General features: G+C 66.5%; 29 protein-coding genes. 24 read left to right on the top strand and 5 right to left on the bottom strand.

Going from position 1 to position 25,147, the window contains the following annotated elements; translation table 11 throughout:
- Positions 1-71: 71 nt before the first annotated feature.
- The 11 genes from fliD (at position 72) to ASF61_RS12340 (ending at position 8,492) form a co-directional block, all read left to right on the top strand.
- A complete protein-coding gene (fliD, locus tag ASF61_RS12290; RefSeq protein WP_056156122.1) occupies positions 72-1,466 on the top strand; it encodes a flagellar filament capping protein FliD in 1,395 nt (464 codons plus the stop codon).
- A gap of 90 nt (positions 1,467-1,556) precedes the next feature.
- Positions 1,557-1,952, top strand: coding sequence for a flagellar export chaperone FliS (gene fliS, locus ASF61_RS12295; RefSeq protein WP_056156125.1), 396 nt, complete (start codon positions 1,557-1,559; stop codon positions 1,950-1,952).
- Entirely contained in the window at positions 1,942-2,262 is a 321-nt protein-coding gene (locus ASF61_RS12300) for a hypothetical protein (RefSeq protein WP_056156127.1), read from the top strand. The genes fliS and ASF61_RS12300 overlap by 11 nt, the downstream gene beginning before the upstream one ends.
- The gene (locus ASF61_RS12305; RefSeq protein ID WP_056156129.1) at positions 2,259-3,782 is read left to right on the top strand and encodes a flagellar hook-length control protein FliK; all 1,524 of its coding nucleotides are present in this window, start codon (positions 2,259-2,261) and stop codon (positions 3,780-3,782) included. Before ASF61_RS12300 ends, ASF61_RS12305 begins: the two co-directional genes overlap by 4 nt.
- A 7-nt stretch (positions 3,783-3,789) precedes the next feature.
- Positions 3,790-4,272: a flagellar basal body-associated FliL family protein gene (locus tag ASF61_RS12310; protein ID WP_056156131.1), complete on the top strand. Its 483-nt coding sequence runs from the start codon at positions 3,790-3,792 to the stop codon at positions 4,270-4,272.
- A 33-nt stretch (positions 4,273-4,305) separates the two neighbouring features.
- Positions 4,306-5,043, top strand: a complete 738-nt coding sequence (locus tag ASF61_RS12315) for a FliA/WhiG family RNA polymerase sigma factor (RefSeq protein WP_056156134.1) — start codon at positions 4,306-4,308, stop codon at positions 5,041-5,043.
- Positions 5,044-5,095: 52 nt separating this feature from the next.
- Positions 5,096-6,013 carry a flagellar motor stator protein MotA gene (gene motA / locus ASF61_RS12320; RefSeq protein WP_056156137.1) on the top strand — a complete coding sequence of 306 codons (918 nt, stop codon included), beginning with the start codon at positions 5,096-5,098 and terminating at the stop codon, positions 6,011-6,013.
- Positions 5,997-6,968, top strand: coding sequence for a flagellar motor protein MotB (locus ASF61_RS12325; RefSeq protein WP_229205823.1), 972 nt, complete (start codon positions 5,997-5,999; stop codon positions 6,966-6,968). The genes motA and ASF61_RS12325 overlap by 17 nt, the downstream gene beginning before the upstream one ends.
- 45 nt (positions 6,969-7,013) lie before the next feature.
- Positions 7,014-7,298, top strand: coding sequence for a flagellar biosynthesis anti-sigma factor FlgM (gene flgM, locus ASF61_RS12330; protein WP_056156144.1), 285 nt, complete (start codon positions 7,014-7,016; stop codon positions 7,296-7,298).
- A complete protein-coding gene (gene flgN, locus ASF61_RS12335; protein WP_229205824.1) occupies positions 7,295-7,729 on the top strand; it encodes a flagellar export chaperone FlgN in 435 nt (144 codons plus the stop codon). The genes flgM and flgN overlap by 4 nt, the downstream gene beginning before the upstream one ends.
- Positions 7,716-8,492 (top strand): glycoside hydrolase family 73 protein, encoded by a 777-nt coding sequence (locus ASF61_RS12340; protein WP_156369579.1) that lies wholly within the window; start codon positions 7,716-7,718, stop codon positions 8,490-8,492. The genes flgN and ASF61_RS12340 overlap by 14 nt, the downstream gene beginning before the upstream one ends.
- Positions 8,493-8,538: 46 nt before the next feature.
- Here ASF61_RS12340 and flgA read toward each other — a convergent pair whose 3' ends face one another.
- Positions 8,539-9,234 (bottom strand): flagellar basal body P-ring formation chaperone FlgA, encoded by a 696-nt coding sequence (flgA, locus tag ASF61_RS12345; RefSeq protein ID WP_056156153.1) that lies wholly within the window; start codon positions 9,232-9,234, stop codon positions 8,539-8,541.
- Between the two features lie 272 nt (positions 9,235-9,506).
- Here flgA and flgB point away from each other — a divergent pair, with 272 nt between their 5' ends.
- The 12 genes from flgB to ASF61_RS12405 all read left to right on the top strand — a co-directional run bounded on the left by flgB (position 9,507) and on the right by ASF61_RS12405 (position 19,635).
- On the top strand, positions 9,507-9,881 hold the full coding sequence (gene flgB, locus ASF61_RS12350) for a flagellar basal body rod protein FlgB (protein WP_056156154.1): 375 nt from the start codon (positions 9,507-9,509) through the stop codon (positions 9,879-9,881).
- A gap of 23 nt (positions 9,882-9,904) precedes the next feature.
- Positions 9,905-10,324, top strand: a complete 420-nt coding sequence (gene flgC, locus ASF61_RS12355; protein ID WP_056156155.1) for a flagellar basal body rod protein FlgC — start codon at positions 9,905-9,907, stop codon at positions 10,322-10,324.
- Positions 10,325-10,327: 3 nt separating this feature from the next.
- Positions 10,328-11,002, top strand: a complete 675-nt coding sequence (locus tag ASF61_RS12360) for a flagellar hook capping FlgD N-terminal domain-containing protein (RefSeq protein ID WP_056156156.1) — start codon at positions 10,328-10,330, stop codon at positions 11,000-11,002.
- 22 nt (positions 11,003-11,024) lie between these two features.
- Positions 11,025-12,269, top strand: a complete 1,245-nt coding sequence (locus tag ASF61_RS12365) for a flagellar hook protein FlgE (RefSeq protein WP_056156157.1) — start codon at positions 11,025-11,027, stop codon at positions 12,267-12,269.
- Between the two features lie 8 nt (positions 12,270-12,277).
- Positions 12,278-13,003, top strand: coding sequence for a flagellar basal body rod protein FlgF (locus ASF61_RS12370; RefSeq protein ID WP_056156160.1), 726 nt, complete (start codon positions 12,278-12,280; stop codon positions 13,001-13,003).
- A gap of 30 nt (positions 13,004-13,033) precedes the next feature.
- A complete protein-coding gene (gene flgG / locus ASF61_RS12375; RefSeq protein ID WP_200919856.1) occupies positions 13,034-13,825 on the top strand; it encodes a flagellar basal-body rod protein FlgG in 792 nt (263 codons plus the stop codon).
- Positions 13,825-14,487, top strand: coding sequence for a flagellar basal body L-ring protein FlgH (gene flgH / locus ASF61_RS12380; protein ID WP_056156167.1), 663 nt, complete (start codon positions 13,825-13,827; stop codon positions 14,485-14,487). Before flgG ends, flgH begins: the two co-directional genes overlap by 1 nt.
- Positions 14,488-14,604: 117 nt before the next feature.
- Positions 14,605-15,717: a flagellar basal body P-ring protein FlgI gene (locus tag ASF61_RS12385; RefSeq protein WP_056156170.1), complete on the top strand. Its 1,113-nt coding sequence runs from the start codon at positions 14,605-14,607 to the stop codon at positions 15,715-15,717.
- Positions 15,718-15,734: 17 nt separating this feature from the next.
- The gene (locus ASF61_RS12390) at positions 15,735-16,202 is read left to right on the top strand and encodes a rod-binding protein (RefSeq protein WP_082491568.1); all 468 of its coding nucleotides are present in this window, start codon (positions 15,735-15,737) and stop codon (positions 16,200-16,202) included.
- 102 nt (positions 16,203-16,304) lie between these two features.
- Entirely contained in the window at positions 16,305-17,678 is a 1,374-nt protein-coding gene (gene flgK, locus ASF61_RS12395) for a flagellar hook-associated protein FlgK (RefSeq protein WP_056156172.1), read from the top strand.
- 13 nt (positions 17,679-17,691) lie between these two features.
- Positions 17,692-18,588, top strand: a complete 897-nt coding sequence (gene flgL / locus ASF61_RS12400) for a flagellar hook-associated protein FlgL (RefSeq protein WP_056156178.1) — start codon at positions 17,692-17,694, stop codon at positions 18,586-18,588.
- Between the two features lie 9 nt (positions 18,589-18,597).
- Positions 18,598-19,635 carry a hypothetical protein gene (locus ASF61_RS12405; protein ID WP_056156182.1) on the top strand — a complete coding sequence of 346 codons (1,038 nt, stop codon included), beginning with the start codon at positions 18,598-18,600 and terminating at the stop codon, positions 19,633-19,635.
- On the opposite strand, the gene ASF61_RS12410 is transcribed toward ASF61_RS12405, so the two are convergent.
- From ASF61_RS12410 to ASF61_RS12420, 3 genes are all read right to left on the bottom strand, one after another.
- Positions 19,595-21,826, bottom strand: coding sequence for a bifunctional diguanylate cyclase/phosphodiesterase (locus ASF61_RS12410; RefSeq protein ID WP_056156185.1), 2,232 nt, complete (start codon positions 21,824-21,826; stop codon positions 19,595-19,597). The genes ASF61_RS12405 and ASF61_RS12410 overlap by 41 nt on opposite strands.
- Positions 21,827-21,993: 167 nt before the next feature.
- Positions 21,994-22,404, bottom strand: coding sequence for a hypothetical protein (locus ASF61_RS12415; protein WP_156369580.1), 411 nt, complete (start codon positions 22,402-22,404; stop codon positions 21,994-21,996).
- A 52-nt stretch (positions 22,405-22,456) separates the two neighbouring features.
- The gene (locus ASF61_RS12420) at positions 22,457-23,386 is read right to left on the bottom strand and encodes a LysR family transcriptional regulator (protein WP_229205825.1); all 930 of its coding nucleotides are present in this window, start codon (positions 23,384-23,386) and stop codon (positions 22,457-22,459) included.
- A 119-nt stretch (positions 23,387-23,505) separates the two neighbouring features.
- On the opposite strand from ASF61_RS12420, the gene ASF61_RS12425 reads away from it, so the two are divergent.
- Positions 23,506-24,249: an SDR family oxidoreductase gene (locus ASF61_RS12425; RefSeq protein WP_056156197.1), complete on the top strand. Its 744-nt coding sequence runs from the start codon at positions 23,506-23,508 to the stop codon at positions 24,247-24,249.
- Positions 24,250-24,266: 17 nt separating this feature from the next.
- Here ASF61_RS12425 and ASF61_RS12430 read toward each other — a convergent pair whose 3' ends face one another.
- Positions 24,267-25,037 (bottom strand): DUF882 domain-containing protein, encoded by a 771-nt coding sequence (locus ASF61_RS12430; RefSeq protein WP_229205826.1) that lies wholly within the window; start codon positions 25,035-25,037, stop codon positions 24,267-24,269.
- Positions 25,038-25,147 lie beyond the last annotated feature (110 nt).

Here is a 25,147-nt window from a genome sequence, read left to right on the forward strand (position 1 = left end):
TTTTCATAGGGAAACGCCTTAGGTCGCCTTGTAACAGGGTACACTCACTTATAGTTTCCAGGAGCAACAAAATGGCCACCATCACCAGCCCGACTTACGACCCGCAAACCACCGCCACCAACCTGGCCAACGCGTCCATCAAGGCGCCGCAAGCGATGCTGGACGCGCAGCTGGCCAAGGACAAGGCGAACACGGCGGCGATGAACACGCTCGGCAACGCCCTGTCGGCATTCCAGAACGCGATCACCGCGCTGACCGGCACCAGCAAGACCATCAGCTCGCTCGGCGCCAGCTTCAGCAATACCGCCATCGCCACCGGCACGGCCGGACCGAAGGCGACTGCCAGCAGCTATTCCTTCTACGTCGAGCAGGTGGCCACGGCCGGCCAGGTGTCGTACGGCATCCGCAATGGCCTGTCGCCCAATAATGGCAAACTGAACATCACGCTCGGCGACAACTCGGTGATCCAGGTCGATCTGTCCACCGCCAACACCGACAACAACGGTGAACTGACGCCCAAGGAAATCGCCGCCGCCATCAATGGCTCGTCCAACAATGCCGGCAAGCTGACCGCGTCCACCATCACGGTCAACGGCGCCACCCGCCTGGTGCTGACCTCCACCGCCACCGGCAAGGAAGCCGGGGTGGACAGCATCGCCCTCTCGGGCGCCACCGACGCCGACCTCAGCGCCGACCTGTCGAACCAGACCGTGCTGACGGCAGCCAACAATGCCGTGGTCTGGTCCGGTCCGAAAACCACGGGTACGCGGATCGAGCAGGCCAGCAATACCTTCAACGTCATCGACGATGTCAGCTTCACCGTCAACCAGGCGCAGGGCGCCAGCGACGCACCGGTCACGCTCAAGGTGGGTGCCGACAGCGCCACCACCACGGCCAACGTGCAGTCCTTCGTTACCGCGTACAACACCCTGTTTAACGCCGTCAAGGCGCTGACCATCGCCGGCAATGCGGCCAACGGCGTCACGCCCGGCGTGCTGAGCAGCGACACCGCCGTCAAGGCCCTGCGCGACCAGCTGAGCACGGCACTGCGCGCGGCCACCGGCGGCCAGTCGCTGGTCGGCTACGGCATCACCGGCAACCGCGACGGCACGCTGTCGCTCGATACGAGCCGCCTGACCAAGGCGGTCGCCGCCAACCCGGGCGGGCTGGACAAGCTGTTCGGCAGCGCCTCGACGCTGGGCCTGAACGACAGCGGCGTGCTGGGCACGATGAACAAGGTGATCGACAACTGGACCGACCTGTCGAAAGGCGTGATCGCCGCCCGCAAGACCGCCAGCACCAAGCTGCAGGGTCAGCTGGCCGACCGCCAGGCAGCGCTGCAGAGCCAGTTCGACAGCGCCTACCGCCGCTACCTGACGCAATTCACGAGCCTGCAGCAGCTGCAGTCGTCGATGACCAACACCTCCAACCTGTTTACGGAGTTGTTCTCGAGTAGCAAGAACTAAACGGTAGCAGAATTAACCGGCATCGCAGGCACCATCAGCGCAACCATCCCGGGCGGCCAACACCGCCTTCCATCCAGTACGGTGAACACCATGTTGAACCACGAAGCTTACAGCAGTTACCACGCCACCAACCTCGACGCGCAGGTCGCCCGCGCCTCGCCGGTCGAACTGGTGCTGGTATTGACCGACGGCCTGCTCGAAGAGCTGGCGCGCGCACGCGGCCACATCGTCGGCAAGCGCTACGAGCTCAAGGCAATCAGCCTGAACAAGTGCACCGACATCATCAACGGCCTGTCGAGCTCGCTCGACTACGACCACGGCGGCGAGGTCGTCAAGAACCTCGGCCGCCTGTACGAATACTGCGCCAGCCGCCTGTATACGGCAGGCATCAACCTCGATCCGCTGGTGATCGATGAAGTCGTCGCCCTGCTGACTACCATCAAGAAAGGCTGGCTCGGCGTCCAGGCCAAGGCCCATGGTGGATAGACAACGCACGCTGCTGTCGCTGACACAGAAAATGCATGCCGCCGTCAGCGCGGAAGACTGGCCGATGCTGGCCTCGCTCGACACGCTGCTGGCATCGACCCTGCCGCAGATGGCCGCCCAAGGGCCGTGGGACGCCGCCGAAAAGGCCGCGCTCTCCGCCCTGTACCAGATACACCAGGAAGCCGCCCGCCGCTGCGGCCTTGCAACAGCCGAACTCGGCCGCAAGCTCAGCGCACTGCAGGCACATAAAGAAGGCTTGCTCGCTTACGCACTCGACAGCGAGCTGGCAGAAAGTGGATATACCGTATGAACATGATCATCAACAGCCCGGTCCGCACAGGCGGCAGCGGCGGCGCCGGCGGCATTGCAGCCGGTGCCGGCAGTATTAGTGCGGCCACCAGCACCGACCTGCCGGTCGGCAGTGCCGGCAGCCGCGCCGGCACGCCCAACGCCGCAGGCACGGCAGCCACGGCAACGACTGCGACCACAGCGACAGCGGCTGCCGCAGCGAACAGCGCCGCCCCCTCGTTTTCGCGCATGATGGGCGCGGCAGGCCGGGCCGACGCCACCGATGGCGAGCGCGCCGATACCGACGACGGCCACCAGGCCGATGCCACCGCTGCCGGCGCCACGCCGGCAGATCCGGCCACCGTGCTGCCGATCCTGACCGGCAGCCAGGCCATGGCCGCCCTGGCGCCGTTGTTCGCGCCTTCGACCGCCGCCGCTGCTGCGCCGGATGCAGCCAGCGCTGCCGATGGCGCTGACGACACGGCAGGCAGCACCACGTCCGGCGCTGCCGCGGTGGACACCGTTGCCGGCCGTAGCGCCGGCGCCGCCCTGTCCGCCTCGGCAACCACCTTCAATCTGCAGGCGGCCACGATTGCCGTCACGGCGCCAGCGGCCGGTACTGCTGCGCTGCAGGGCGCCGGCCAGCTGGCGCAGCGGGCCGCAGCGACGGCGAGCGGCCTGGCCACCGCCGTTGCTGCCGGCTCCGCCCCAGCTGCACCGGCCATGGCATTCAATCCGGCGCTGGCCGCCAACGCCGCCGCCCTGCCGCAACAACAGGCGCTCGCCGCCAGCGCTGCTGCCACAGCTGCCACCGCTGCCGGCGATGCGGGCGCCACCCCGCTGCCGGCGGCAGCGGACGCCACAGCGCGCGCCATCGCTGCCGGCGCCGACCGTGCCGCTGCAGCAGCGCCCGTCGTGACCGCAGCCACCGCCAACGGCGCCAGCGGTTCCGCGCCCGGCCGGGAAGACGGCCAGGGCAGCGGCAAGTTCGCTGCCACGCTGGCCGCTGCCGGTGCGCAGCCGACTGCGGCCACCGCGCTGGCCGCGCCAGGCAACGCCGGCACCGCCGGCGCCGGCACGCTCAGCCTGACCGGTGCGCCGGAACAGTGGCAGCAGCCGCTGCGCGAAGCGCTCGGCGATCGCCTGCAACTGAATTTGCAGCGCAATAACAACCAGGCCCTAATCCGCCTCGATCCGCCGAACATGGGCAGCATCGAGATTTCGATCCGCCAGAGCGCCGGGGCACTGCAAGTCAACCTGGCGGCCAGCAACAGCGAAGTGCTGCGCCAGCTCAACGCCATCGGCGACACCGTGCGCCAGGACCTGTCGGGCCGCCAGTTCAGCGACGTCGCGGTCACGGTCACCGGCGTGCGCCAGTCGGCCCAGCCCCAGGCGCAGTCGTTTGCCCAGGCGCAGGCCGACGGCGGTCGCCAGCAGCAACAGGAACAGGAGCGCCGCGAGCAGGAAAGCGCGCGCAGCCCGAACCGCGCGCTGTACCAGGACCACGCCGGCCCGACTTTCGCCATGAACGACCAGGAGTAATGTGTAGATGAACAAGAAAATAATCGTCGCGATCGCGCTGGTGGTAGTGGTCGGTGCGGCCGTGGCCGGCGGTGCATTCTGGTACCTGTCCAAGGGCGCCGAGCACGCGCAGGAAGCCGATGACAAGGCGGGCAAGAAGCCGGCCAAGAAGGAAGAGAAGAAGAAGGAAGGCCCGCCGAAGTACCTGACGGTGGACAAGGTCATCATCATGCTCAAGCGCCAGCCCGGCGACACCAGCACCCACTACATGTCGGCCGACCTGGTGATCACCACCGATGAAAAGTCGGCCGGCCAGGCCAAGGAGCATTTGCCGATGTTGCGCAGCGTTGCCGTGCGCACCCTGTCGAACCTGCCGATGGCCACTGCCCAGACCATGACCATCGACCAGTTCGCCGCCGAGCTGAACAAGGCCTTCGACGCAGCATACGAACACGATGGCATCGAGAAGCCGTTTTCCGAAGTCATGATCGGCAAACTCATCATTGAGTAAGCCGCGGCAAGCATGGTCAACAGTGGAGCGGGCATGGCCTATGTAGAGCAGTTCGGCAATGCGTATGCGGAGGGTTACGGCGATGGCGATGGCGCGGTCGCCGTGCACAGTCCGGCCGACGAGCAGAAATACCTGGTGGCGTATGCGCCGCTGGTCAAGCGCATCGTGCGCCAGCTCAACTCGCAGGTGGCGGGCGCGATCGACCGCGACGACATGGAGCAGATCGGGCTGATGGGCCTGCTCGAAGCGCTGCGCCGCTACGGCACGCCGGACGAGACTTTCGGCAGCTACGCCAGCCTGCGCATCCGCGGCGCCATCCTCGACGAACTGCGGCGCCAGGACTGGCGCCCGCGCGCGGTGCGCCAGCAAAGCCACAAGCTGCGCGATGGCGTGCGCGCGCTGACGCGCAAGCTGGGCCGCGAACCGAGCGACCAGGAAATCATGACCGGGCTCGGCTTGACGACCGACCAGCTGCAGGCCTACCAGCTCGACGAAAACGCCGAGCTGATCGCCAGTTTCGACGAAGTGCTGCAGGAGTCGGTCGGCCAGGACAGCACGCCGGGCCCGGAAGAGCAGCTGATGGTGCGGCGCAGCCTGGAACAGGCGCTGCGCAGTCTCGACGAGCGCGAGCAGCGGGTCGTGCAGATGTATTACGAATTCGAACTGAGCTACAAGGAAATCGCCGCCGTGCTGGACCTCACCGACGCCCGCGTTTGCCAGCTCAACAAGGCGGCCCTGAACAAAATGAAGGCCGTGCTGCAAGCCGCGTGACGGCTGTGTCACGGCGACGTATCAAGAAAATGACGCGGAAAGGCGACTCATCATGCAGCAACTAGTAGGCATACTCATCGTTTTAGCCAGCGTCTTCGGCGGCTTTGCCCTGATGGGCGGCACCTTCCACCAGATCTGGCACCCGCTGGAGCTGGTGGTGATCGGCGGCGCCGGCCTCGGCGCGCTGGTGCTCGGCAACCCGACCCACGTTCTCAAGGAACTGGGCACGCAGATCAAGAAGATCATGACGCGCAAGAAGTACGACTCGGAATTCCAGCGCCAGTTGCTGCTGCTGATGTACGAGCTGCTGCAGCTGGCCGCCGGCGGCCTGAAAGCGCTCGACGCCCACGTCGAAGCGCCCAAAGACAGCCCGCTGTTCCAGCGCTACCCGCGCGTGCTCGACGAGCCGAAACTGCTGGCCTTTATCGTCGATAACTTCCGCCTGATGGCCATGGGCAAGATCAACGCGCACGAACTCGAAGGCGTGCTGGACCAGGAACTGGAGGCGCTGCACACCGAGCTCGAACAGCCGGCCAAATCGCTGGGCAAGATCGGCGAGGCGATGCCCGGTTTCGGCATTCTGGCCGCCGTGCTCGGCATCGTGATCACCATGAGCACGGTCAGCCAGGGCGCGACCTCGGGCGAGATCGCCGAGCACGTGGGCGCCGCCATGGTCGGCACCTTCATCGGCATCTTCCTGTGCTACGGCCTGATCGACCCGCTGTGCAACATGATGAAGCAGCTGGTCAACCAGGAAGCGTCGAACAAGGAAACCGTCAAGGTGGTGCTGGTCACCCACGTGGCCGGCAAGCCGCCGCTGCTGGCGATCGACTCGGGCCGCCGCCTGGTGCCGCTGAATATCAAGCCGAGCTTTGCCCAGCTCGAGCGCTGGATCAACGATCTGGAAGGCCGCGACAGCGAGCCGGCCGATGACAGCCGCCGGGGAGGTCGTGGTGCTAAAGCCGCATGACAAGGGCCATGACCAGACCATCGTCAAGCGCGGTGGCGGCAAGCACAAGCACGACGATCACGGCGGCGCCTGGAAAGTCGCGTTCGCGGACTTCTGCCTGGCGCTGATGTGCCTGTTCCTGGTGCTGTGGCTGATCGCGGCCCGCAACACCGAGGCGCTGGAACAGGTGATGACCGAGTCCGACGGCGCCAAGACCGACCAGGGCAAGGGCGTGATGCCCGAGCAGGTCGGCGGCCCGCGCGGCAGCCTGATCGACCGCTTCCCGATGCCGCACACGGGCAGCACCGACACGCCCGGTGAAAAGCTGGCCCAGGGCGAACCGTCGGCAGCCGCCACCGACGCCAAGGTCAAGTACGACAGCCCGGACGACCTGCAGGCGCTGTCGAAAGCGCTGACCAAGATGAGCGCCGACTTCGGCCTGACCTCGAACCTGGAAGCGCTGGTGACGCCGTACGGCTTGCGCGTGATGCTGCACGATACCGACCGCCAGGGCATGTTCGTGCGCGGCAGCGCCGTGCCGACCGACAAGTTCCGCGCGCTGCTGCGCAAGATGGGTCCGCTGTTTGCGAAGATGGAAAACCAGATGCTGATCGTCGGCCACACCGATTCGCTGCAGTACGCGGACACCAGCTATGCAGCGTTCTCGAACTGGACGCTGTCGGCCAACCGCGCCATGTCGGCCCGCGCCCAGCTGCTGGCCGGCAGCATGAACCCGCAATCGGTGCTGCAGGTGGTGGGCATGGCCGACCGCGCGCCGCTCGACGTCAAGCGCGCCGACGCCGGCGTCAACCGCCGCATCGAACTGCTGATCCTGACCACCACCCAGGCCAAGACCATCGCTGCCATGTTCGGCATGCCGGACCACACGGTGCCGCTGACCGAGCAGATCCATACCGCCCTGCCCGATCCCGGCCTGCTGCAAAAACTGCGCGACACGCTCGGACGCAACAACTGACGCTAGAATAAAGCCATGCAAACCAAGCCAACCAGAGGCACCCGTATGAGAATCACAACCTCGTCCCCGGACGGCATGGCCGTCCAGCGTACTGCCGAGACGGCGCCGGTGGATGGCGCCGAAGCGCCGGCAGCGCCTTCGGCCAGCGCCACGGCAGCGCCGCTGCAGTCGGCCGTGATGCAGCCGGCGCTGCAGGCAATGCGCGACATGCCCGAGATCGACCAGGAAAAAGTGGACATGCTGCGCGATGCGCTGGCGAAAGGCGAACTGCCGTTCGATCCGGCCAAGCTGGCCGGGCTGATCCAGCGTTTCCACGGGGTAGAAAAGTGACACAGCAGCCCGCTTCGCGCCAGGACGCCATGCGCGCGCTGCTGGCCGGTGTCGCCGACGACAGGCAGGCGTACGCGGCGCTGACGGCCTTGCTGGAAGAACAGTTCGACGCCGCGCTGCGCCACCAGGGGCCGCGCCTGGCCGCGATCGCGGAGCACATCACGGCGCTGGTCGCGCAGGCCGACGCCCGCCGCCTGCAGCGCGTTGCACTAGCGCAACAGCTAAATGGCCCGCAAGCGACCATGTCGCAGGCATTTGCCTTGCTCAAACCATCGGCACGCGAGAAAATGGAGGCGGACTGGCGCGCGCTCGAAGCGCAGGTGATCGAATGCAAACGTTTATCGAAACGTAATGCCGATCTGCTGGTCGAACAGCATGGCATCATGCAGCGCGTGCTGCATGGCGAAGACCACATTTATGAGCCTATCTAATTCCACAACTTTTACGCCGGCGACTGCAGCAACCTCGGCAACCGCGGCCACCAGCGCCAATATCGGCGCCACCCGGCCCACGGCCGGCTTCGGCAGCGCGGTCTCGACCGGCGCATTCTCGCGCACGTTTCAGCAGGTACAAAACGAGGTGAGCGGCTACATCAGTCGCGGCGACGGCGGCTTTGGCAGTGCTGCCACCGGATCGGCGGCGCCCGCCTCGGCCCAGGCGCTGCAGCTGGCGGCGCTCAAGGCGCGCCAGGTCGGCGGCGCCATCGACGACGTCGGTCCCGACAGCGAAGCCCGGCAACAGTTTATCTCCTCCATCATGCCGTCAGCCAGCGTCGCGGCCGGCAAGCTCGGCGTTGCACCGGAGCTGGTGGCCGCCCACGCGGCGCTCGAATCCGGCTGGGGCCGGCTACCGCTGCGCAACGGTGGCGTGGACACCAACAACCTGTTCGGCATCAAGGCCGGCGGCGGCTGGCAGGGCGACGTCGCCAGCGCCACCACCACCGAATTCGAACACGGCGCCATGCTCAAGAAGACCGAGCGCTTCCGCAGCTACCCGGACGCCGACAGCGCCTTCCGCGACTATGCCGACCTGCTGTCGAGCAATCCGCGCTACCAGGGCGCGCTCAACACCGGCAGCGACGCCCGCGCGTTCGCCAACGGCCTGGCGCGCGGCGGCTACGCCACCGATCCCGGCTACGCCGACAAGCTGGCGCGCCTGGCGACCCAGCTGCAGCGCGCCCGCGCTGCAGAATAAGCGCTGCCGGCGGCGCCGCGATGAAGGTTTCCCTGGTTCGGTGCGTTTATTGTCTGGCTGGCGCCATGTCGGCCGGCTGTACTTCGCCCGGCCCCGTGACGCGGGTGCGGATGATGTTGCCGCTGGCATTGCGCACGCGCACCTGGCTGCCCTTGGCGCCGGCGTCCATCGCCTCGCCCGCCATGCTGACCGTGACCTGGTCGCGGGTGGCGACAATGGTGACCAGGTCGCCACGTTTGACCAGCACCGGCGCCGTCAGCGCGCCCGTGCGCAGCACCTCGCCCACGCGCACGGTGCGGCGGGCGCTCATGCCCACCACGTCCTGCGGGTTGGAGACGCTGTCGGCGACGGCCGAGATGTCGTGGCGCTCGAGCAACAGGTCTTCGTCGGCGATGATCTTGCCGGCGCCGATCTCGTTGGCGGCGATCACGATGCGGGCCGACACCTTGGCGCGCACCACGAACTCGTAGCGCCAGCCGCCGCCGCGCGCGCCATCCCCGGCGCAGATCGCGGTAAACCGCATGCGCGACGGCTGGCGGGTATCGGCCGCCTCCACCGTGACTTCACGGCTGCAAGCGGCGAGCGGACGGCTGCCGCGGACGACGTCAATGTCAAATTCGGGTTCGGCCAGGCCACGACTGTCGGCCCAGCGCAACACATATTCGCGGGCCGCATCGGCCACCAGCAGAGGGACTTTGTCTGCCGGGACCGGTGCCGCGTGCGCGAAAGTGTTAAAAAACATGCTTCCCGTTAGCAACATTCGGCTCAAACCAGTTACAATGGTTTTGTTGAACATGGGCAATACCTCTACTATGATGCAAGCGAAAGTCGCTCTGGCGGAAGACCGATATTCTACATGCCGAGCAAGATTGTCATAAGGAATACGGTGCCGGGCCCGGCAAAAAACTGGCGCACCGGTGCACCCATATTTCACATTTGACCACACAGCTTATCAAGGCCACAGCATTTCCCGTCGTTAGCAGTCGTTACCATCCGATACCGCAAGGAGCACATATGGGCATCAGTTTCAACCAAGTGACCGGCGTCCACGCCGATGCGCTGCAGCTGCGCGCCGAGCGCACGCGCATCCTGGCCGCCAACCTGGCCAACGAAAACACCCCGGGCTTCCAGGCGCGCGACATGGACTTCGGCGCGGCCCTGGCCGATCTGCAGGCCCAGGGCGCCGGCGAGCCGGGCAGCGAACTCGGCAGTGACGACGAGGCGGCCAACCTGTACCGGGTGCCATTCCACCCGACCCGCGACGGCAATACCGTCGAACTTGGCGTCGAACAGGCCGCCTTCTCGCAAAATGCCGCCGATTTCCAGACCAGCCTGACCTTCGTCAACATGAAGCTGCGTGGCCTGGCCAAGGCCATCGCCGGTCAGTAAGTTTCACTTTTACAGGAAACGACATGTCGTTCAAAGATATTTCCCAGATTGCCGGCTCGGCCATGGCAGCGCAAAGCGTGCGCTTGAATACCATCGCCTCCAACCTGGCCAACGCCGATGCCGTCGCCGGTACCGAAGGCGACACCTACCGCGCCCGCAAGCCGGTGTTCTCCACCGTAATGGGCCAGAATGGCGACGGCATGACCACCGGCGGCATGGTGCAGGTGCTCGACGTGGTGGAATCGGCCGAACCGCTGCGCAAGGTGTACGAGCCCGGTCACCCGATGGCCAACGGCGACGGCATGGTGTTCTACCCTAACGTCAACGAAGTGGCCGAGATGGCCGACATGATGTCGGCGTCGCGCGCCTTCGAAACCAATGTCGAAGTGCTCGGCCGCGTGCGCACGATGCAGCAATCCCTCCTTAAACTTGGTGAAAGTTAAGTCATGGCAGTCAGTCTCCTCAACAGCGGCGCGGCCACGTCCGGCACCGCAGCCAGCAACGGCGTCACTCCCAATTCGGCCAGCCAGGCGTCGGACATGTTCACCAAACTGCTGGTGGCGCAGATCCAGAACCAGGATCCGCTGTCGCCATCCGACCCGGCCCAGTTCGTTCAACAGCTGACCCAGCTGTCCCAGACCGAAGCGCTGCAGAAGCTCTCGAGCCTGACCAGCGCCAACTCCAGCGTGCTGCAGAGCATGCAGGTGCTGTCGCTGGGCGCGCAGGTCGGATCGGACGTGATGGCGCAGGCGCGCCAGGTGCGCATCGACGGCAGCGCCCCGATCCAGGGCCAGATCACGCTCGAAGCCAGCAGCGCCGCCACCGACCTGGTGCTGACCGGCGACGATGGCAGCACCTACACCATGAAGCTCGGCACGGTAGCGCCGGGCAATGTCCCGTTCACCATCGATCCCGGCAAGCTGGGTCTGCCAGCCGGTACTTACACCATGGCAGTCACCACCAGCAGCAAGGAAGTGCCGGCGATCGACATCCAGGGCCGCCTGAACAGCGTGCGCCTGTCGCCGACCGGCGGCGTGGTGCTCAATGTCGCCAACCTGGGCGAAGTCGATCCCGCTGCCATCACCGCGTTCAACGGCAAGTCTGCTACCGCCATTCAATAACTTCTTACCAAGGATCTCCATCATGAGTTTTGATATCGCATTGTCTGGCATCCAGGCCATCAACGAATCCCTGAACAGCACCAGCCAGAACATCGCCAACGCGGGCACCTACGGTTACAAGGCGCAGCGCGCCAACTTTTCGTCGCTGGTGGCCGGCAGCTCCCAGACCGGCGTGATGATCGGTTCGACCACCCAGAACATCAGCAAGCCGGGCAGCGTGCTCAACACGGGCCGCACGCTCGACGCCGCGATCAACGGCAGCGGTTTCTTCATCACCCGCGACGCCAGCTCGGGCCAGACCGAGTACACCCGGGTCGGCATTTTCGACGCCTCGAAAGACGGCTTCCTGATCGACGCCCAGGGCCGCCGCGTGCAGGGCTACCCGGTCAACACCGCCACCGGCACCCAGGGCGCACTCGGCGACGTGCCGATCCCGACCGGCGCGATCCCGTCGGTGGCCTCGACCAAGATGAATTACGTCGGCAATATGTCGGCCGACTGGGCCGTGCCGCAAGGCACGTTCAATACCCCGCCCATCACGCCGGCCGCGCCGCCCGACCCGTCGACGTTCAATATGTCGAAGGCCACCGTGGCCTACGACACGCTGGGCGGCAAGCACACGCTGACCCAGTACTTCGTGCGCGACACCAGCAACCCCAACCTGGTCAACGTGAACTACGTGCTCGACGGCGCGCTGGTTTCCGGCCAGACCACGCAGCTGGCCTTCAACACCAGCACCGGCGCGCTGGCCAGCGTCAACGGCGTGGCAGCCGACACCGTGTCCGACATCGCCCTCAACGTGACCACCAGCAGCGGTGGCAAGCTGGGCAGTGTGTCGATCGACTACGCCGGCACCACCGGCTACGCCGGCGAGGCCACCACCTCGACCAACAGCGCCAACGGCTACGCCTCGGGCACCTTCACCAGCGTGTCGCTGGGCAGCGACGGTTCGCTGATCGCCACCTACACCAACGGCCAGAAACAGACGGTCGGCCGCGTGGCGCTGGCCACCTTCGCCAACGAAGGCGCGCTGACCACGGTCTCGGGCACCAGCTGGGTCGAATCGGTCGATTCGGGCAGTGCGCTGGTCAATGCGCCGGGCGTCGGCATCGGCGGCACCATCAACAGCTCGTCGCTGGAACAGTCGAACGTGGACATCACGTCGGAACTGGTGGGCCTGATGACGTCGCAGCGCAACTACCAGGCCAACTCGAAGGTCATCCAGACCGAGAGCACCATGCTGCAGTCGCTGATGCAGGCGATCTGAGGTAGCGCATGGATGCACTGATCTTCACCGCCATGAGCGGCGCCGAGCGGGCCCTGCGGGGCCAGCAGGTGCGCGCCAACAACCTGGCCAACGTCGACACCGTGGGCTTCCGGGCCGACATGGAAATGACCACGGCGCAAAAGGTGCAGGGGTATGGCTACGACGACCGCCACATGTCGCAGCTGCAGGCCAACTCGGTATCGACCCGCCAGGGCACGCTCAAGGCCACCGGCCGCGATCTCGACGTCGCCATTTCCGGCGCCGGCTTCCTGACCGTCGAAGGACCGACCGGCGAAGCGTACACGCGCGCCGGCGCCATGGAACTGGACCAGACCGGCACGCTGCGCATCAACGGCAACGTGGTGCTGGGCGAAGGCGGTCCGATCACCGTGCCTGAATACAGCAAGATCGATATCGGCACCGACGGCACCATCTCGATCCGCAATCCGGGCACGACCACCATGCAGACCATCGACAAGCTGCGCCTGGTGAAGGCGGAGGGCTCGGAGCTGACCAAGAACGAAGCGGGCCTGCTGGTGGCGCGCGACGGCGTGCCGCTGGCCACCGATCCGACCGTGGTGCTGCGCTCGGGCCACCTGGAAGGCAGCAACGTCTCGGCCGTGGAGGAAATGGTTGCCACCATGACGCTGAACCGCACCTTCGAAGTGCAGATGAAATTATTCAAGGCCACCGACACCATGGCCGAAACCGGCAATCGCCTGATCAGCGGCTAGGCTGATCCGAACATCATTTAGGGAGTAACCATGAATCCAGCAATGTGGATCAGCAAGACCGGCGTGCAGGCGCAGGACCAGAAACTGCAGGCCATCGCCAACAACCTGGCCAACGCCAACACGGTCGGCTTCAAGCGCGACCGCGTGGTCTTCGAAGACCTGTTTTACACGGTCGGCCAGCAGCCGGGCGCGCAGGTGGCCGACAACAACACGCTGGCGCCGTCGGGCGTGCAGCTCGGTAACGGCGTGCACATGGTCGGCACCCAGAAGGTGTTTACCGACGGCAGCCTGCAGACCACCGGCCGCGAACTCGACGTCGCCGTGATGGGCAACGGCTTCCTGTCGGTGCGCCAGCCCAGCGGCGAAACGGCGTACACCCGCGCCGGCCAGCTGCAGATCGACGCCAACGGCGTGCTGGTCAACGCCCACGGCCTGCCCTTGATTCCGCAGATTACCGTGCCGGCCAATGCCACCGCGCTGACCATCGGCGAAGACGGCACCGTGTCGGCCAAGATCGCCGGCACCGCCACCCCGAGCCAGCTGGGCCAGCTGACCCTCACCAGCTTCATCAACCCGACCGGCCTGATGGCGCTCGGTGAAAACCTGTACGCCGAAACCGCCTCGAGCGGCACGCCGACCGAAGGCGCGCCCGGCACGGCCCAGTGGGGCAAGATCAAGCAGGGCACGCTGGAAGGCTCGAACGTGCAGGTGGTCGAGGAAATGGTGGACATGATCGCTGCCCAGCGCACCTACGAGATGAACACCAAGGTGCTGTCGGCCGCCGACAACATGCTGCAATACCTGGCCCAGGCTGCACGCTGATGAAAGCCGCCCTGCCCGTTTTGGTGATGGCCGCCCTCGCCGGCTGCGCCAGCCTGGAACCGCCGGCGGTGCGCCCGGGTCCGATGGACGAGCCGCCGCCGCTGGCGCGCTCGACCCAGCCGCGCGTGACCGGCGGCGGCGTCTACAGCCCGGACATGGGCATGTCGCTGACGTCCGACAGCCGCGCCTTCCGCGTCGGCGACGTGGTCACCGTGATGCTGCAGGAAACCACCCAGGCCAGCAAGCGCGCCGGCACCAGCTATTCGAAGAACTCGTCGAACAATGTCGCCGCGCCCAGCCTGCTGGGCAAGGTGTTCCCGAAAGCGAGCATCGGCGTGGGCGCCGACAACTCGTTCAAGGGCGACGCCACCAGCACCCAGCAGAACACCCTGTCCGGCGCGATCACCGTGGTGGTGCAGGAGGTGCTGCCGAACGGGCTGCTGCGCGTCTCCGGTGAAAAAGCGCTGACGCTGAACCAGGGCGAAGAATTCGTGCGCCTGCGCGGCTATCTGCGCGCCGCCGACATCGACGCCGACAACCAGGTCTCGTCGCTGCGCATCGCCAACGCCCGCATCGCCTATTCGGCGCAGGGCACGCTGGCCGACACCCAGTCGGCGGGCTGGCTCTCAAGGTTCTTCAACGGCCCCTACATGCCTTTCTGAGGACGTGTCAAACCGCCGATGGCGTCGTTCCAGCTCCTTGCCGTGCACGCGCACTGTCTTCGTCGCTGCGCCTCGCCATAGCGGTTTGAAACGCCCTTAACCAATCAGGTAAACATCATGAACAAGCTGTCCCGTCTCATCGCCCTGCCGCTGGCCCTGTGCCTGACCTTTGCCACCCTGCCCGCCCAGGCGGCGCAGGTATTGCGCAACCTGGTGGCGGTCGAAGGTATCCGCGACAACCCGCTGGTCGGCTACGGCCTGGTGGTGGGCCTGAACGGCAGCGGCGACTCGACCCAGGTCAAGTTTTCCAGCCAGTCGGTGATCAATATGCTCAAGCAGTTCGGCGTCAAGGTGCCGGACGGCACCGACGCCAAGTCGAAGAACGTCGCCACCGTGATGGTCTCGGCCGTGCTGCCGCCCGGCTACCGCAAGGGTCAGGCCATCGACGTGGTGGTCAGCTCGCTGGGCGACGCGAAAAGCCTGCGCGGCGGCGCCCTGCTGCTCACGCCCCTGCGCGCGGCCGACAACGAAGTGTATGCGCTGGCGCAGGGCAACGTGGTGGTCGGCGGCTTCTCGGCCCAGGGCAAGAGCGGCTCGTCGGTGACCGTCAACACCCCGACCTCGGGCCGGATCCCGAACGGCGCCAACATCGAGCGCGCCATCGCGACCGATTTCGCCAGCACCCCGACCGTGCGCCTGTCGCTGCGCCACCCGCACTTCCAGACCGCGATCAACATCGTCGATTCGATCAACAAGCGGTTCGGCGACATCGCCACCGCCAGCGACGCCACCTCGGTCGAGGTGCAGGCGCCAGCCAATCCGACCCAGCGCATCGCCTTCATGGCCAAGCTCGAAGCGCTGGCGATCGACGTCGGCCAGGACGCGCCGAAAGTGGTGTTCAACTCGCGCACCGGCACGGTGGTGATCGCCGAGGGCCTGCGCGTGCGCGCCGCTGCCGTCACCCACGGTTCGCTGAAAGTGGTGATCTCCGAAAACACCAAGGTCAGCCAGCCCAATGCGCTGGCCGGCGGCACCACGGTGGCCTCGCCGCAGTCGCAGGTCAGCGTGGACCAGGGCTCGGGCCAGATGTTCAACTGGCCGGCCGGCGCCAAGCTGCAGTCGATCATCGACGTCGTCAACAGCCTGGGCGCCTCGCCCGACGATATCATGGCGATCCTGCAGGCACTGGACCAGGCCGGCGCCATCGAAGGCGAACTGGTTGTGATCTGACCGCGCGAGATAACACTATGAGCCTGCCCCCAGCATTCGATCCCAAGCGCCTGATTCCTGGCACGCCCGGCAAGCTGCCGGACATCCCGGTCGCGCCCGTTGCCACGCCAGCGCCGGCCGGCGCCACGGCCGGTCCTGCCGATGCCGTCGATGCCAGCTACCGTACCAAGGCCACCCAGGCCGCGGTCAAGTTCGAGAGTTTCTTCATCGGCCACATGTTGCACCAGATGCGTTCGGGCGTACGCGTGCTGGCCGACGAGGACAGCGCCATGAACAACAAGGTCAACCAGGACATGCTGGACCTGGCCGACAACCTGGTGGCCGACCAGATGGCCGGGCGCCGCGCATTCGGCGTGGCCGACGCCATCCTGCGCCAGCTGCTGCCGCCATCGTCAACACCGGCTGCATCGCCAGCAGCCCCCGAAAACGCTTCGGCCGACCGCCAGGTTATTTCCGAAGTGCAAAAAAACGGTGCGGGCGCTTAATAGCGCGCGCCAAGCCGTCGCCTTATACTAGCATCGGACCGGTAGCGCTCGCCCCTTGCAAGCTGCGGTCCTTCGCGTTCACCAGGAAAGACCCTTGCAACCATGAGCATAACGAACAACGCCTTGTCGGGCGCGCTGGCAGCCCAGGCCGCCATCGCCACGATCAGCCAGAATATCTCCAATTCGCAAACCAAGGGCTATACGCGCCAGGGCGTGCTGTTGCAGTCGAATCTGGCCGATCTGAGCCGCACGTCGCCGGGCAATGGCGTGAGCGTGGGCGCGCTGCTGCGTTTTTCCGATTCCTACAAGTCGCAGCAGATGTGGCGCGCCAATTCGGAACTGGGCCAGCACACCCAGACCCAGCCCTACCTGACCCAGCTCGAAAAGGTCATGAACGACCCGACCTCGAGCATCAGCTACGGCTTCGATAATTTTTACAAGGCGCTCAACGCGTCTGCCGTCGATCCGACCTCGACCCCGCTGCGCCAGCAGGTGATCAGCTCGGGCGAGGCGCTGTCCAAGCAGATCAACAGCATCTACAACCTGACCGCCAACCAGACCCTGTCGATCCAGCAGCAGAGCGCCACCATCCTGCCGTCGCTCAACGAGTCGCTGGCCGGCATCGCGGCGCTGAACGCCAAGATCCGCCAGGTGGGCGCCAGCGGCAACAATACCTCGTCGCTGGTGGACCAGCGCGAGCAGCTGATCGACGGCGTCGCCGCCCAGGTCGGGGTCGAAGTCGTGTACAACGCCGACGGCAGCGCCGGCGTGTCGCTCAAGAGCGGCCAGCCGCTGGTAGCGTCCGACATTGCCGCCACGCTCAGCTACAGCGCCGTCGGCGGCGTGCAGACGCTGAACCTCAGTTTCACCGGCACCAAGTTCGTGCTCGACGACAGCAAGATCGGCGGCGAGCTGGGTGGCCTGGCCAGTTTCCGCACCAACACCCTGGCGCCGCTGCAAAAGTCGATCGCCGACATCGCCGGCCAGTTCAGCACCATGTTCAACGCCCAGCTGCGCAGCGGCGACAAGGCCAGCGGCGCGGCCGGCACCGACATGTTCGTGTTCGATCCGACCAGCGCCACCGGCTTGCTGAAAATCGCCGATGGCTTTACCACGGCCGACCTGGCGTTTGCCGCGCGCGGCGAGCCGGCCGGCGACAACACCAATCTGCAGGCGCTGGTGGCGACCCGTACCAAGCCGGTCACGGTCACCTCGCTCGGCTCGGTGCTGCTTGGCGATGCCGATACCCAGCTGGTGGGCAAGCTGGCCATCGACAGCCAGCAGAACCAGGCCCAGCTCAAGACCGCCACCACCATCCGCCAGCAGGCCGAGGATGACTGGAAATCGACCAGCGCCGTCAACACCGACGAAGAAGGCATCAGCCTGCTGGAATTCCAGAACATGTACCAGGCCAATATGAAGGTGATCTCCGTCGCGAACAATCTGTTCGACGCCACCTTGCAAATGTTTAACTAATTAGGGGAAGCGCATGCGTATCGCCAGCAGCCAGTATCAAGCCACCATGTTGCGCGGCCTCGGTGAAAACCAGGGCGCGATCAACAAGCTCAACGAGCAGATGGCAAGCGGCAACCGCATCCTGTTGCCGTCCGACGACCCGGTCGGCAATGTGCAGATCTCGCGCCTGACGCGCGAGCAGGCGCTGGTCACCCAGTACCGCGACAACATCGCCTCGGTGCAGATCCGCATGTCCACCAACGAATCCTACCTGTCGAGCATGACGCGCGACATCACCGACGCCAGCGACCTGCTGGTGTGGGCGGCCGACGGCAGCAATGCGCCGTCGGACCTGAACGCGATGGTGGTCAGCCTGACCTCGCTGCGCGACAGCCTGGTCAACACGGCCAACCAGCGCGACGCCGAAGGCCGCTATGTGTTTTCCGGTACCGAGGTGGACAAGGCGCCGATCGCGCTGGTGGGCGGCAGCTATGTGTACCAGGGCAACGAGAAAAACCAGTCGACCGTGGTGGGTAACGGCGTCACCCAGACCACCAATGTCAACCTGAAGGGCCTGGAAGACCTGCTCAACAACCTGAGCACGGCAATCACCGCCCTGTCCGATCCGTCGGTACAGCCCAACTCGGCTGCGCTGCGCACCATCGTCGGCAACGCCATGGACGCCACCAAGACCGGCTTGAACATGGTATCGGGCAAGATCGCGCAACTGGGCGGCGGCCAGAACATCCTGAAAACCCTCGACGACAACCACGCCAATGTCAGCCTGTCGAACAGCACCGCCATCCTCGACCTGAGCCAGCTCGATTACGCGGGCGCCGCCACCGAGCTGGCCGGTTACAATCTGGCCGTGGAAGCGTCGTACAAGGCCTATTCCAAGGTCAGCGGCATGTCCCTGTTCAGCCTGATTTAAGAGTCCATCATGCAAATCCCGTCACCATCGTCTCCTTCCGTCATTGTCAGCGGCAATGGTGGCAACGCCAGCGCGGTCGATGGCACCGCGCTCGGCCAGCAGGGCGAAAACGCCGTCACGGCCACGCCCGTTACCCCAGCCGCCACCACGGCCGCGCCGCTGCGGCGCGGCCTGAACAACTGGGACCAGCCGCTGCAGCGCGATATCTCGGGCGCCCAGCAGGCGCTGGACTTCCTGGAACAGAGCGCCGGCCAGCTGCGCAGCCTGAAGGCCGACCTCAGCGCGCGCCTGGCCAACCGCCAGCGCGCCGAAGGCAGCCTGGAGGCGAACGTGCGCCAGTTTGCCAACACCTGGCGCAGCCGCACGGCAGCCTCGGGCGGCACGCTCGACGCCCAGCTCAACTTCAGCAACGACAACACCCGCACCCGCTTCACTGTGCGCGGCATGAACGTGGCCAACCTGCGCCAGGGCGGGCGCGAAGTGCTGGCGCTGTCGCTGGGCGGCCAGAACCTGCGCTCGGTGGTGCTCGAACCGGGCCTGACGGACCGCCAGATCGCCCAGCGCTTCGACGATGCGCTGGCGCCGGCCGGCGTGCGCGTGGCGCTGGCCGACGACGGCCAGCTCGAATTTTCGGCCGCCGAAGCGCAATTTGCCGGCATCCGCGACAGCCTGGCCGTGCAGGGCAACGGCCAGCGCTTTCCGGCCGGCCAGCTGAACCACCTGCGCGCCGAGCCGGAAGCGCCGGCGATCGCGCCCGACACCTGGCAGACCGGCGACGTGGACAGCCTGCGCGCCACCTTGCAGCAGGTGCTGCAGGCGCTGGCGCAGGTGGAAAAATCGCTGGCCACGGTGCGCTCGGCGCTGGGCCAGGCCAATGCCCGCGTGCAGAGCACGGCGGTGGATACCTCGACCCAGGGCATGGGCCAGGTGGCCGACAATTTTGTCGACACGGCCAAGCAGCCGGGCTACCAGTCGCTGCTGTCGATCACGTCCGCCCTGTCCGGCATCAGCCGCGAGCGGGTGGTATCGCTGCTGCGCCTGCGCTGAGCGCCGGCAGCCCGCGCTGCGACAGGACGGTAAATTCTGCGGCGGGCATCGCACCCGCGTACACATAGCCCTGCGCAAAGTCGCAGCCGGCCAGTTCCAGCAAATGGCGCTGGGCCGGGGTTTCCACGCCTTCCGCCACGACTTTCAGACCGAGCCGGTGCGCCATCAGGATCAGTGCCTCGCACATGGCCAAATCGCCGCTGTCGCTGGCCAGGTGCTGGATGAAACTGTGGTCGAGCTTGAGCAGGTCGATGCCGACATGCTTGAGGTGGGCCAGCGACGAATAGCCGGTGCCGAAATTGTCGAGCGCCACCTGCACCCCCATCTCGCGCAAGGCGCGCAAGCGCTCCGTCACCTGCGTGGTCTTGTCCAGCAACACCCGCTCGGTAATTTCCAGCACCAGGCTGCGCGGCGCCAGGCCCAGCTCGGCGGCATAGCGCAGCCAGCCCTCGTACAGCGCCGCATCGCCGCGGAACTGCGCCGACGACTGGTTGATGCCGACCTGGAAGCCGGTACCGATCTGGTCCTGCCACGCGCGCGCCTGGCGCGCCGCCTGCCGGAACACCCAGTCCGCCAGCTCCATCATCAGCCCGCCCGACTCGGCACACGGCAGGAAGTCGCCGGGCGCCAGCAGGCCGCGCTGCGGATGGCGCCAGCGCAGCAGCGCTTCGGCGCGCTCGATGGCGCCGCTGCGCAGGTTGACGATGGGCTGGTAGTGCAGCTCCAGCTGGCCGTTGGCCAGGGCCGCGCGCAAGTCCAGCGTGACCTGCTGGCGCGCCTGCGCCGCCTGCTGCAGGTCGGGCGTGAAATAGCTGTAGCGGCAGCGGCGGTTTTGCTTGGCCGCGTACATGGCCTGGTCGGCGTTGCGCAGCAGCTCCTCGGGCGCGACCGCATCGGCCGGGAACACCGAGATGCCGATGCTGGCCGACACCGTCGGGCTGGCCGCATCGAGCGCGAACGGCGCCTGCAGGCGCCCGACGATGGCCTGGGCGATGCGCTCGACGCCGTTGATGCTGTCGAGCCCGGTGAGCAGCACGGTGAATTCGTCGCCGCCCAGCCGCGCCACGGTGTCGGTGGCGCGCACGCTGGCGGCGATGCGGCGCGCCGCCTCCACCAGCAGCACGTCGCCCTGGGCATGGCCGAGCGTGTCGTTGACCTGCTTGAAACCGTCGAGGTCGATGAACAGCAGCGCCAGCAGCGTGCCCTCGCGGCGCGCCTTTTTCACTTCCTGCCCGAGCCGGTCCTGGAACATGTGGCGGTTCGGCAGGCTGGTGAGCGCGTCGAAATTGGCCTGCTGCCAGATCAGCTCTGCCGAGGCGCGGCTGTCGGTGATGTCGGACACCAGCGCCAGCGCACCGAGGTAGGCGCCGTCGGCATCGAAGATCGGATTGGTGGTCAGCGTGACCCACAGCGCGCTGCGGTCGCGGCGCAGGAACTTGAATTCGTGGCGCTCGGCCGCCCCGCGCTGGCGGTTGGCGATATTGCCTTCCAGGATGGCGCGGCCTTCCTCGTCCATGAAGGCGACCAGCGGCTGGTCGAGCATGTCCTCGATGGCATAGCCGAGCATCTGCGCCATGCGCGGGTTGACGAAACTGGTGCGGGCGTTGGCGTCGATTTCCCAGATGCCTTCCTCGGCGCAGTGGACGATGCGGCGAAAGCGTTCTTCGCTGCGTTCGAGCATGGCCAGCTTGCCCTCGGCCGGTTCCAGCTGCAGGCGCAGCGCCTGGCCGCTGCGGTCGGCGCAGGCGCGCAGCGTGACCGGAACGCCGTGCTGGTGGCGCAAGCGGATCAGCTGCACGTCGCAGCGCTGCGGCGCACCGTCGTTGAAGGCGGCGCGCACGAAACGGTCGAAATCGTCGAGGAAACGCGGCGCCACGAACTGGCGCAGGCTCACGCGCCCGGGATTGGCGCGCGGCACGCCGAGCAGCTCGGCGCCGCTGACGTTCATCTGCAGGATCACCGCGTCCAGGCCCAGCATGAAGTAACCGAGCGGGGCCAGCAGGAACAGATCGTCGAAGAACGCCTGCTGGGTCCCGGCCTGGCTGGCCGACGTGTACCGGGGCGGTTCCGGAGTGACGGCCTGGTCGGCAGCAATGGCGGCCAGCACCGCGTCGTAAGTGACCGCCTCGGGCAGCACGGCAAAGCCGGCAGGCATCGCCGGGCGTCGCGCATCGGTTCTGATGTTCTCCATACCCTCCCTTTACCGGACTGCCTGGGCGACAGACAACGCCAGGCGTGGCAACCAGCCTAGCATTGTCGGTAAAAGATGTCGAGAAAACACGTACGTCCGGCGCGCCCGGCGCTGCAAACGTTGTCAGGCCGCCATGGCGGCCGTGCCTGCGTCTGCCGCGCGTGCCGCTACCAGGCGGCGCCCATGCGGCGACGGCCGAAGTTGTGGCCCACGACCAGGATGGAACTGGCGATCAGGCTGCTCAAGCCGATCATCAGCTGGATCAGCTTGTCGTCGGGCAGCACCCAGATCGTGCCGGGCGGCGGCTCGGCCACGTTGGCGGCAGCCATGATCAGCGGCGCCACCCACGCCGCTTCCGGCGTCACATCGAGGATCAGGGCGCCGTCCTGGGTCGTGTGCAGATAGATGTCGCCGCCGGCAGCCAGCGTGAAGCACACGCCGTATCCGGTTTCGTGCGGGGCGATGTGCTCCTGCAGACTCAGGTTGTGTTCGGCGATCCACAGTTCCACGTCGGCCGGTGTTTCCAGCCCGCTCCACGGCACCGGCCGGAAGCGCGGGCGCGCGTTATTGTCTTGCATATCCATCCTGCTCCTTGAGAGGCGCCAGTGTAACCGATGCGCAGGGCCGCCGTCAGCTTGCGCTGCCGGTACCGAAGCTGCGGATGTGCTCGACCAGCGCGCGCAGCTTGGCCGGCTGGTTGTGCCGGCTCGGAAAGTACAGGAACAGGCCGGGAAACGCGCGCGCGTAGCGCTCCAGCACGGGCACCAGTTCGCCCCGCGCGATATATAGCAGGAACGTCTCTTCCATGCCGATGGTGACGCCGCCGCCGGCCAGCGCCACCCGTATCATCAGCAGCATGTCGTTGCTGGTGATCGTCGGCGCGACCGACATGGCAAAGTCGTGCCCGTCGTCACGAAATTCCCAGCGGTACGGCGCCGTGTCCGGCGCCGGCCGCCAGCCGATGCAGCGGTGACCGAGCAGGTCGCGCGGATGCTGCGGCGTGCCCTGCCGGGCCAGATAGGCAGGCGCCGCCACCGTGATTTGCCGCTGAGCGCCGGTCAGCGGAACGGCCACCATGTCCTGCTCGATCACGTCGCCCAGCCGCACCCCGGCATCGAAGCCGCCCGCCACGATGTCGGACTCGTCGTCGGTGACCGTGATGTCGAGGGTAACGCCGGGATACGCTTCGGCAAAGGCGGCGATCAGCGGACCGGCCAGAAAGCGTTCGGCGATCGAGGTGGCGGCAATGCGCAGCAGGCCGCGCGGCGGCCCGTCCGTCACCGTCTCTTCCAACGCGGCCCCGACCTGCGCCAGCGGTCCGGCCAGCTGCGCGTGCAGGCGCCAGCCCGCTTCGGTCAGGCGCACATGGCGCGTGGTGCGCTGGACCAGGGCCACACCGAGACCGTCTTCGAGGCGGCGGATGCCTTGGCTGACCGCCGAGCGGGTGACGCCGAGCCGGTCGGCAGCGGCACGGAAGTTGTCGGTGTCGGCAACGGCCAGAAAAAAGCGCAGCAGGTTGAGGTCGGTGTCCATGGCAGTCAGGTGGCATTGGTTAGCCATGGTAACCGATCCGGTCACGATGCAGGGACTACCCTGGACGCTGCGGGCGCACTACAGTACTCGCCAGGGTCGCGCCAGCGGGCGCATCCGCCATCGCTTACATCACAGGAGATAACACCATGGATTCCAGCAACCACATCGCCGGCAAAGTCGTCCTGATCACCGGCGCCAGCAGCGGCATCGGCGAGGCCACGGCGCGCCTGCTGGCCGCAGCGGGCGCCATCGTCGTGCTCGGCGCGCGGCGCACCGAGCGGCTCGAGCGCCTGGCAGCGGACATCGGCGCTGCCGGCGGCACCGCGTATGCGCGCGCACTCGATGTCACCCGCCGCGCCGACATGGCGGCATTCGTCGACTACGCGATTGCGCAGGCAGGCCGCGTCGATGTCATCGTCAACAACGCCGGCGTCATGCCGCTCTCGCCGCTGGCCTCGCTCAAGGTGGACGAATGGGACCGCATGATCGACGTGAACATCCGGGGCGTGCTGCACGGGATTGCGGCGGTGTTGCCGGCCATGCAGGCGCAGGGCGTCGGACAGGTGATCAATATCGCCTCGATCGGCGCCCACGCGGTATCGCCGACCGCCGCCGTCTATTGCGCAACCAAGTACGCGGTGTGGGCGATTTCGGAAGGCTTGCGCCAGGAACACGCGAACCTGCGCGTGACCACGATCTGCCCGGGGGTGACGGAATCGGAACTGGCCGACTCGATCTCGGACGACCAGGGGCGCGAGGAGATGCGCGCGTTTCGCAAGGTGGCGATCAGCCCGGTCGCCATCGCGCGTGCGATCCACTTCGCCATTGCCCAGCCGGTGGACGTGGACACCAGCGAAATCATCGTGCGGCCCACGGCCAGCCCGCATTGATCACTGACCGGAACGGCCTAGCCTTTCCAGGTGCGATTGAGGCCGGTGTCGGCATGGATCCAGCCGCCGCGCGGGCCGCTGCGGTAGTAGAAGCCGACGCCGCCCTGGCGGAAGCTGCGCACCAGCCCGCCCAGCACTTCCTCGTTGAGGTTGACGATGCGGATGTCGGCAGCGCGGCCGCTCATGTGCAGCGACTGGCGCGCGGCAGGCACGCCTGCCTCGCGCAGTTTCTTGTTCGACGCCGGGGTACGGTAGCCGGACAGGATCTCGAGCGGCGTATCGATGCCGAAGCGGCGCACGAACGCCTGCGTGCCCCACAGGGTTTCGAACAGCTTGGGATCGATCTTGGCGGTTTCCTTGCCGTTGACGTCGCGCAGCAGGTGGCACAGGTCCTGGTAGGCCGAGTCGATCACCTCGCCGTCGCGCCAGTACAGCAGCTTGGCGCGCTCGTTGCTGGCGGGGCGATAGACTTCGATGGTGCGCGGACGCAGCCAGAATTCCAGGTCCAGCGCCTGCGCGTCGAAAATGTCGGGCGGCGGTTCGAGCTCGCTGCTCTTGCCCGACGGTGCCGATTGCTGCGAGGCGTGCGGCATGGCCGACGCGGTCTTCGACTCGGTGATCACTGCCGGCGCTGCCGGCTGTGCCGCCGGTTTCACCGGCCTGGCCGGTTTTGTCGAAGCAGTGGTGACCGGCTTGCTGCCGGTGGCGCAACCGACCAATGGCAGGGCCAGCACGCTGGCCGCCGTGATCCCGAAACCCTGCTGTAAAAACTCTCTGCGCGAAGCCATGGTACGTCCGTGAATGAAGATACGGCTACTATAGCGGATGCCAGGGCAAATAAAAAAGCGCGCACGGATCGATTTATGGCGCGCGGCAGCGAAAAACGGCCAATCTTAAG

Origin of the sequence: Duganella sp. Leaf126 (assembly GCF_001423125.1) — a bacterium.
In the GTDB taxonomy this organism is placed as follows: domain Bacteria; phylum Pseudomonadota; class Gammaproteobacteria; order Burkholderiales; family Burkholderiaceae_D; genus Rugamonas.

Excerpts from the sequence above, each read along its gene's own strand:
- fliS (WP_056156125.1), top strand. The coding sequence starts at position 1,557 with ATGTTGAACCACGAAGCTTACAGCAGTTACCACGCCACCAACCTCGAC.
- motA (WP_056156137.1), top strand. The coding sequence starts at position 5,096 with ATGCAGCAACTAGTAGGCATACTCATCGTTTTAGCCAGCGTCTTCGGC.
- ASF61_RS12430 (WP_229205826.1), bottom strand. The coding sequence starts at position 25,037 with ATGGCTTCGCGCAGAGAGTTTTTACAGCAGGGTTTCGGGATCACGGCG.
- ASF61_RS12370 (WP_056156160.1), top strand. The coding sequence starts at position 12,278 with ATGGATGCACTGATCTTCACCGCCATGAGCGGCGCCGAGCGGGCCCTG.
- ASF61_RS12385 (WP_056156170.1), top strand. The coding sequence starts at position 14,605 with ATGAACAAGCTGTCCCGTCTCATCGCCCTGCCGCTGGCCCTGTGCCTG.
- ASF61_RS12420 (WP_229205825.1), bottom strand. The coding sequence starts at position 23,386 with ATGGCTAACCAATGCCACCTGACTGCCATGGACACCGACCTCAACCTG.
- ASF61_RS12340 (WP_156369579.1), top strand. The coding sequence starts at position 7,716 with ATGAGCCTATCTAATTCCACAACTTTTACGCCGGCGACTGCAGCAACC.
- ASF61_RS12315 (WP_056156134.1), top strand. The coding sequence starts at position 4,306 with ATGGCCTATGTAGAGCAGTTCGGCAATGCGTATGCGGAGGGTTACGGC.
- ASF61_RS12360 (WP_056156156.1), top strand. The coding sequence starts at position 10,328 with ATGGCAGTCAGTCTCCTCAACAGCGGCGCGGCCACGTCCGGCACCGCA.
- flgA (WP_056156153.1), bottom strand. The coding sequence starts at position 9,234 with ATGTTTTTTAACACTTTCGCGCACGCGGCACCGGTCCCGGCAGACAAA.
- ASF61_RS12405 (WP_056156182.1), top strand. The coding sequence starts at position 18,598 with ATGCAAATCCCGTCACCATCGTCTCCTTCCGTCATTGTCAGCGGCAAT.
- flgC (WP_056156155.1), top strand. The coding sequence starts at position 9,905 with ATGTCGTTCAAAGATATTTCCCAGATTGCCGGCTCGGCCATGGCAGCG.
- flgL (WP_056156178.1), top strand. The coding sequence starts at position 17,692 with ATGCGTATCGCCAGCAGCCAGTATCAAGCCACCATGTTGCGCGGCCTC.
- ASF61_RS12365 (WP_056156157.1), top strand. The coding sequence starts at position 11,025 with ATGAGTTTTGATATCGCATTGTCTGGCATCCAGGCCATCAACGAATCC.
- flgK (WP_056156172.1), top strand. The coding sequence starts at position 16,305 with ATGAGCATAACGAACAACGCCTTGTCGGGCGCGCTGGCAGCCCAGGCC.
- flgH (WP_056156167.1), top strand. The coding sequence starts at position 13,825 with ATGAAAGCCGCCCTGCCCGTTTTGGTGATGGCCGCCCTCGCCGGCTGC.
- ASF61_RS12390 (WP_082491568.1), top strand. The coding sequence starts at position 15,735 with ATGAGCCTGCCCCCAGCATTCGATCCCAAGCGCCTGATTCCTGGCACG.
- ASF61_RS12305 (WP_056156129.1), top strand. The coding sequence starts at position 2,259 with ATGAACATGATCATCAACAGCCCGGTCCGCACAGGCGGCAGCGGCGGC.
- ASF61_RS12410 (WP_056156185.1), bottom strand. The coding sequence starts at position 21,826 with ATGGAGAACATCAGAACCGATGCGCGACGCCCGGCGATGCCTGCCGGC.
- flgG (WP_200919856.1), top strand. The coding sequence starts at position 13,034 with ATGAATCCAGCAATGTGGATCAGCAAGACCGGCGTGCAGGCGCAGGAC.
- ASF61_RS12415 (WP_156369580.1), bottom strand. The coding sequence starts at position 22,404 with ATGCAAGACAATAACGCGCGCCCGCGCTTCCGGCCGGTGCCGTGGAGC.
- ASF61_RS12425 (WP_056156197.1), top strand. The coding sequence starts at position 23,506 with ATGGATTCCAGCAACCACATCGCCGGCAAAGTCGTCCTGATCACCGGC.
- ASF61_RS12310 (WP_056156131.1), top strand. The coding sequence starts at position 3,790 with ATGAACAAGAAAATAATCGTCGCGATCGCGCTGGTGGTAGTGGTCGGT.
- flgB (WP_056156154.1), top strand. The coding sequence starts at position 9,507 with ATGGGCATCAGTTTCAACCAAGTGACCGGCGTCCACGCCGATGCGCTG.
- flgM (WP_056156144.1), top strand. The coding sequence starts at position 7,014 with ATGAGAATCACAACCTCGTCCCCGGACGGCATGGCCGTCCAGCGTACT.
- fliD (WP_056156122.1), top strand. The coding sequence starts at position 72 with ATGGCCACCATCACCAGCCCGACTTACGACCCGCAAACCACCGCCACC.
- ASF61_RS12300 (WP_056156127.1), top strand. The coding sequence starts at position 1,942 with ATGGTGGATAGACAACGCACGCTGCTGTCGCTGACACAGAAAATGCAT.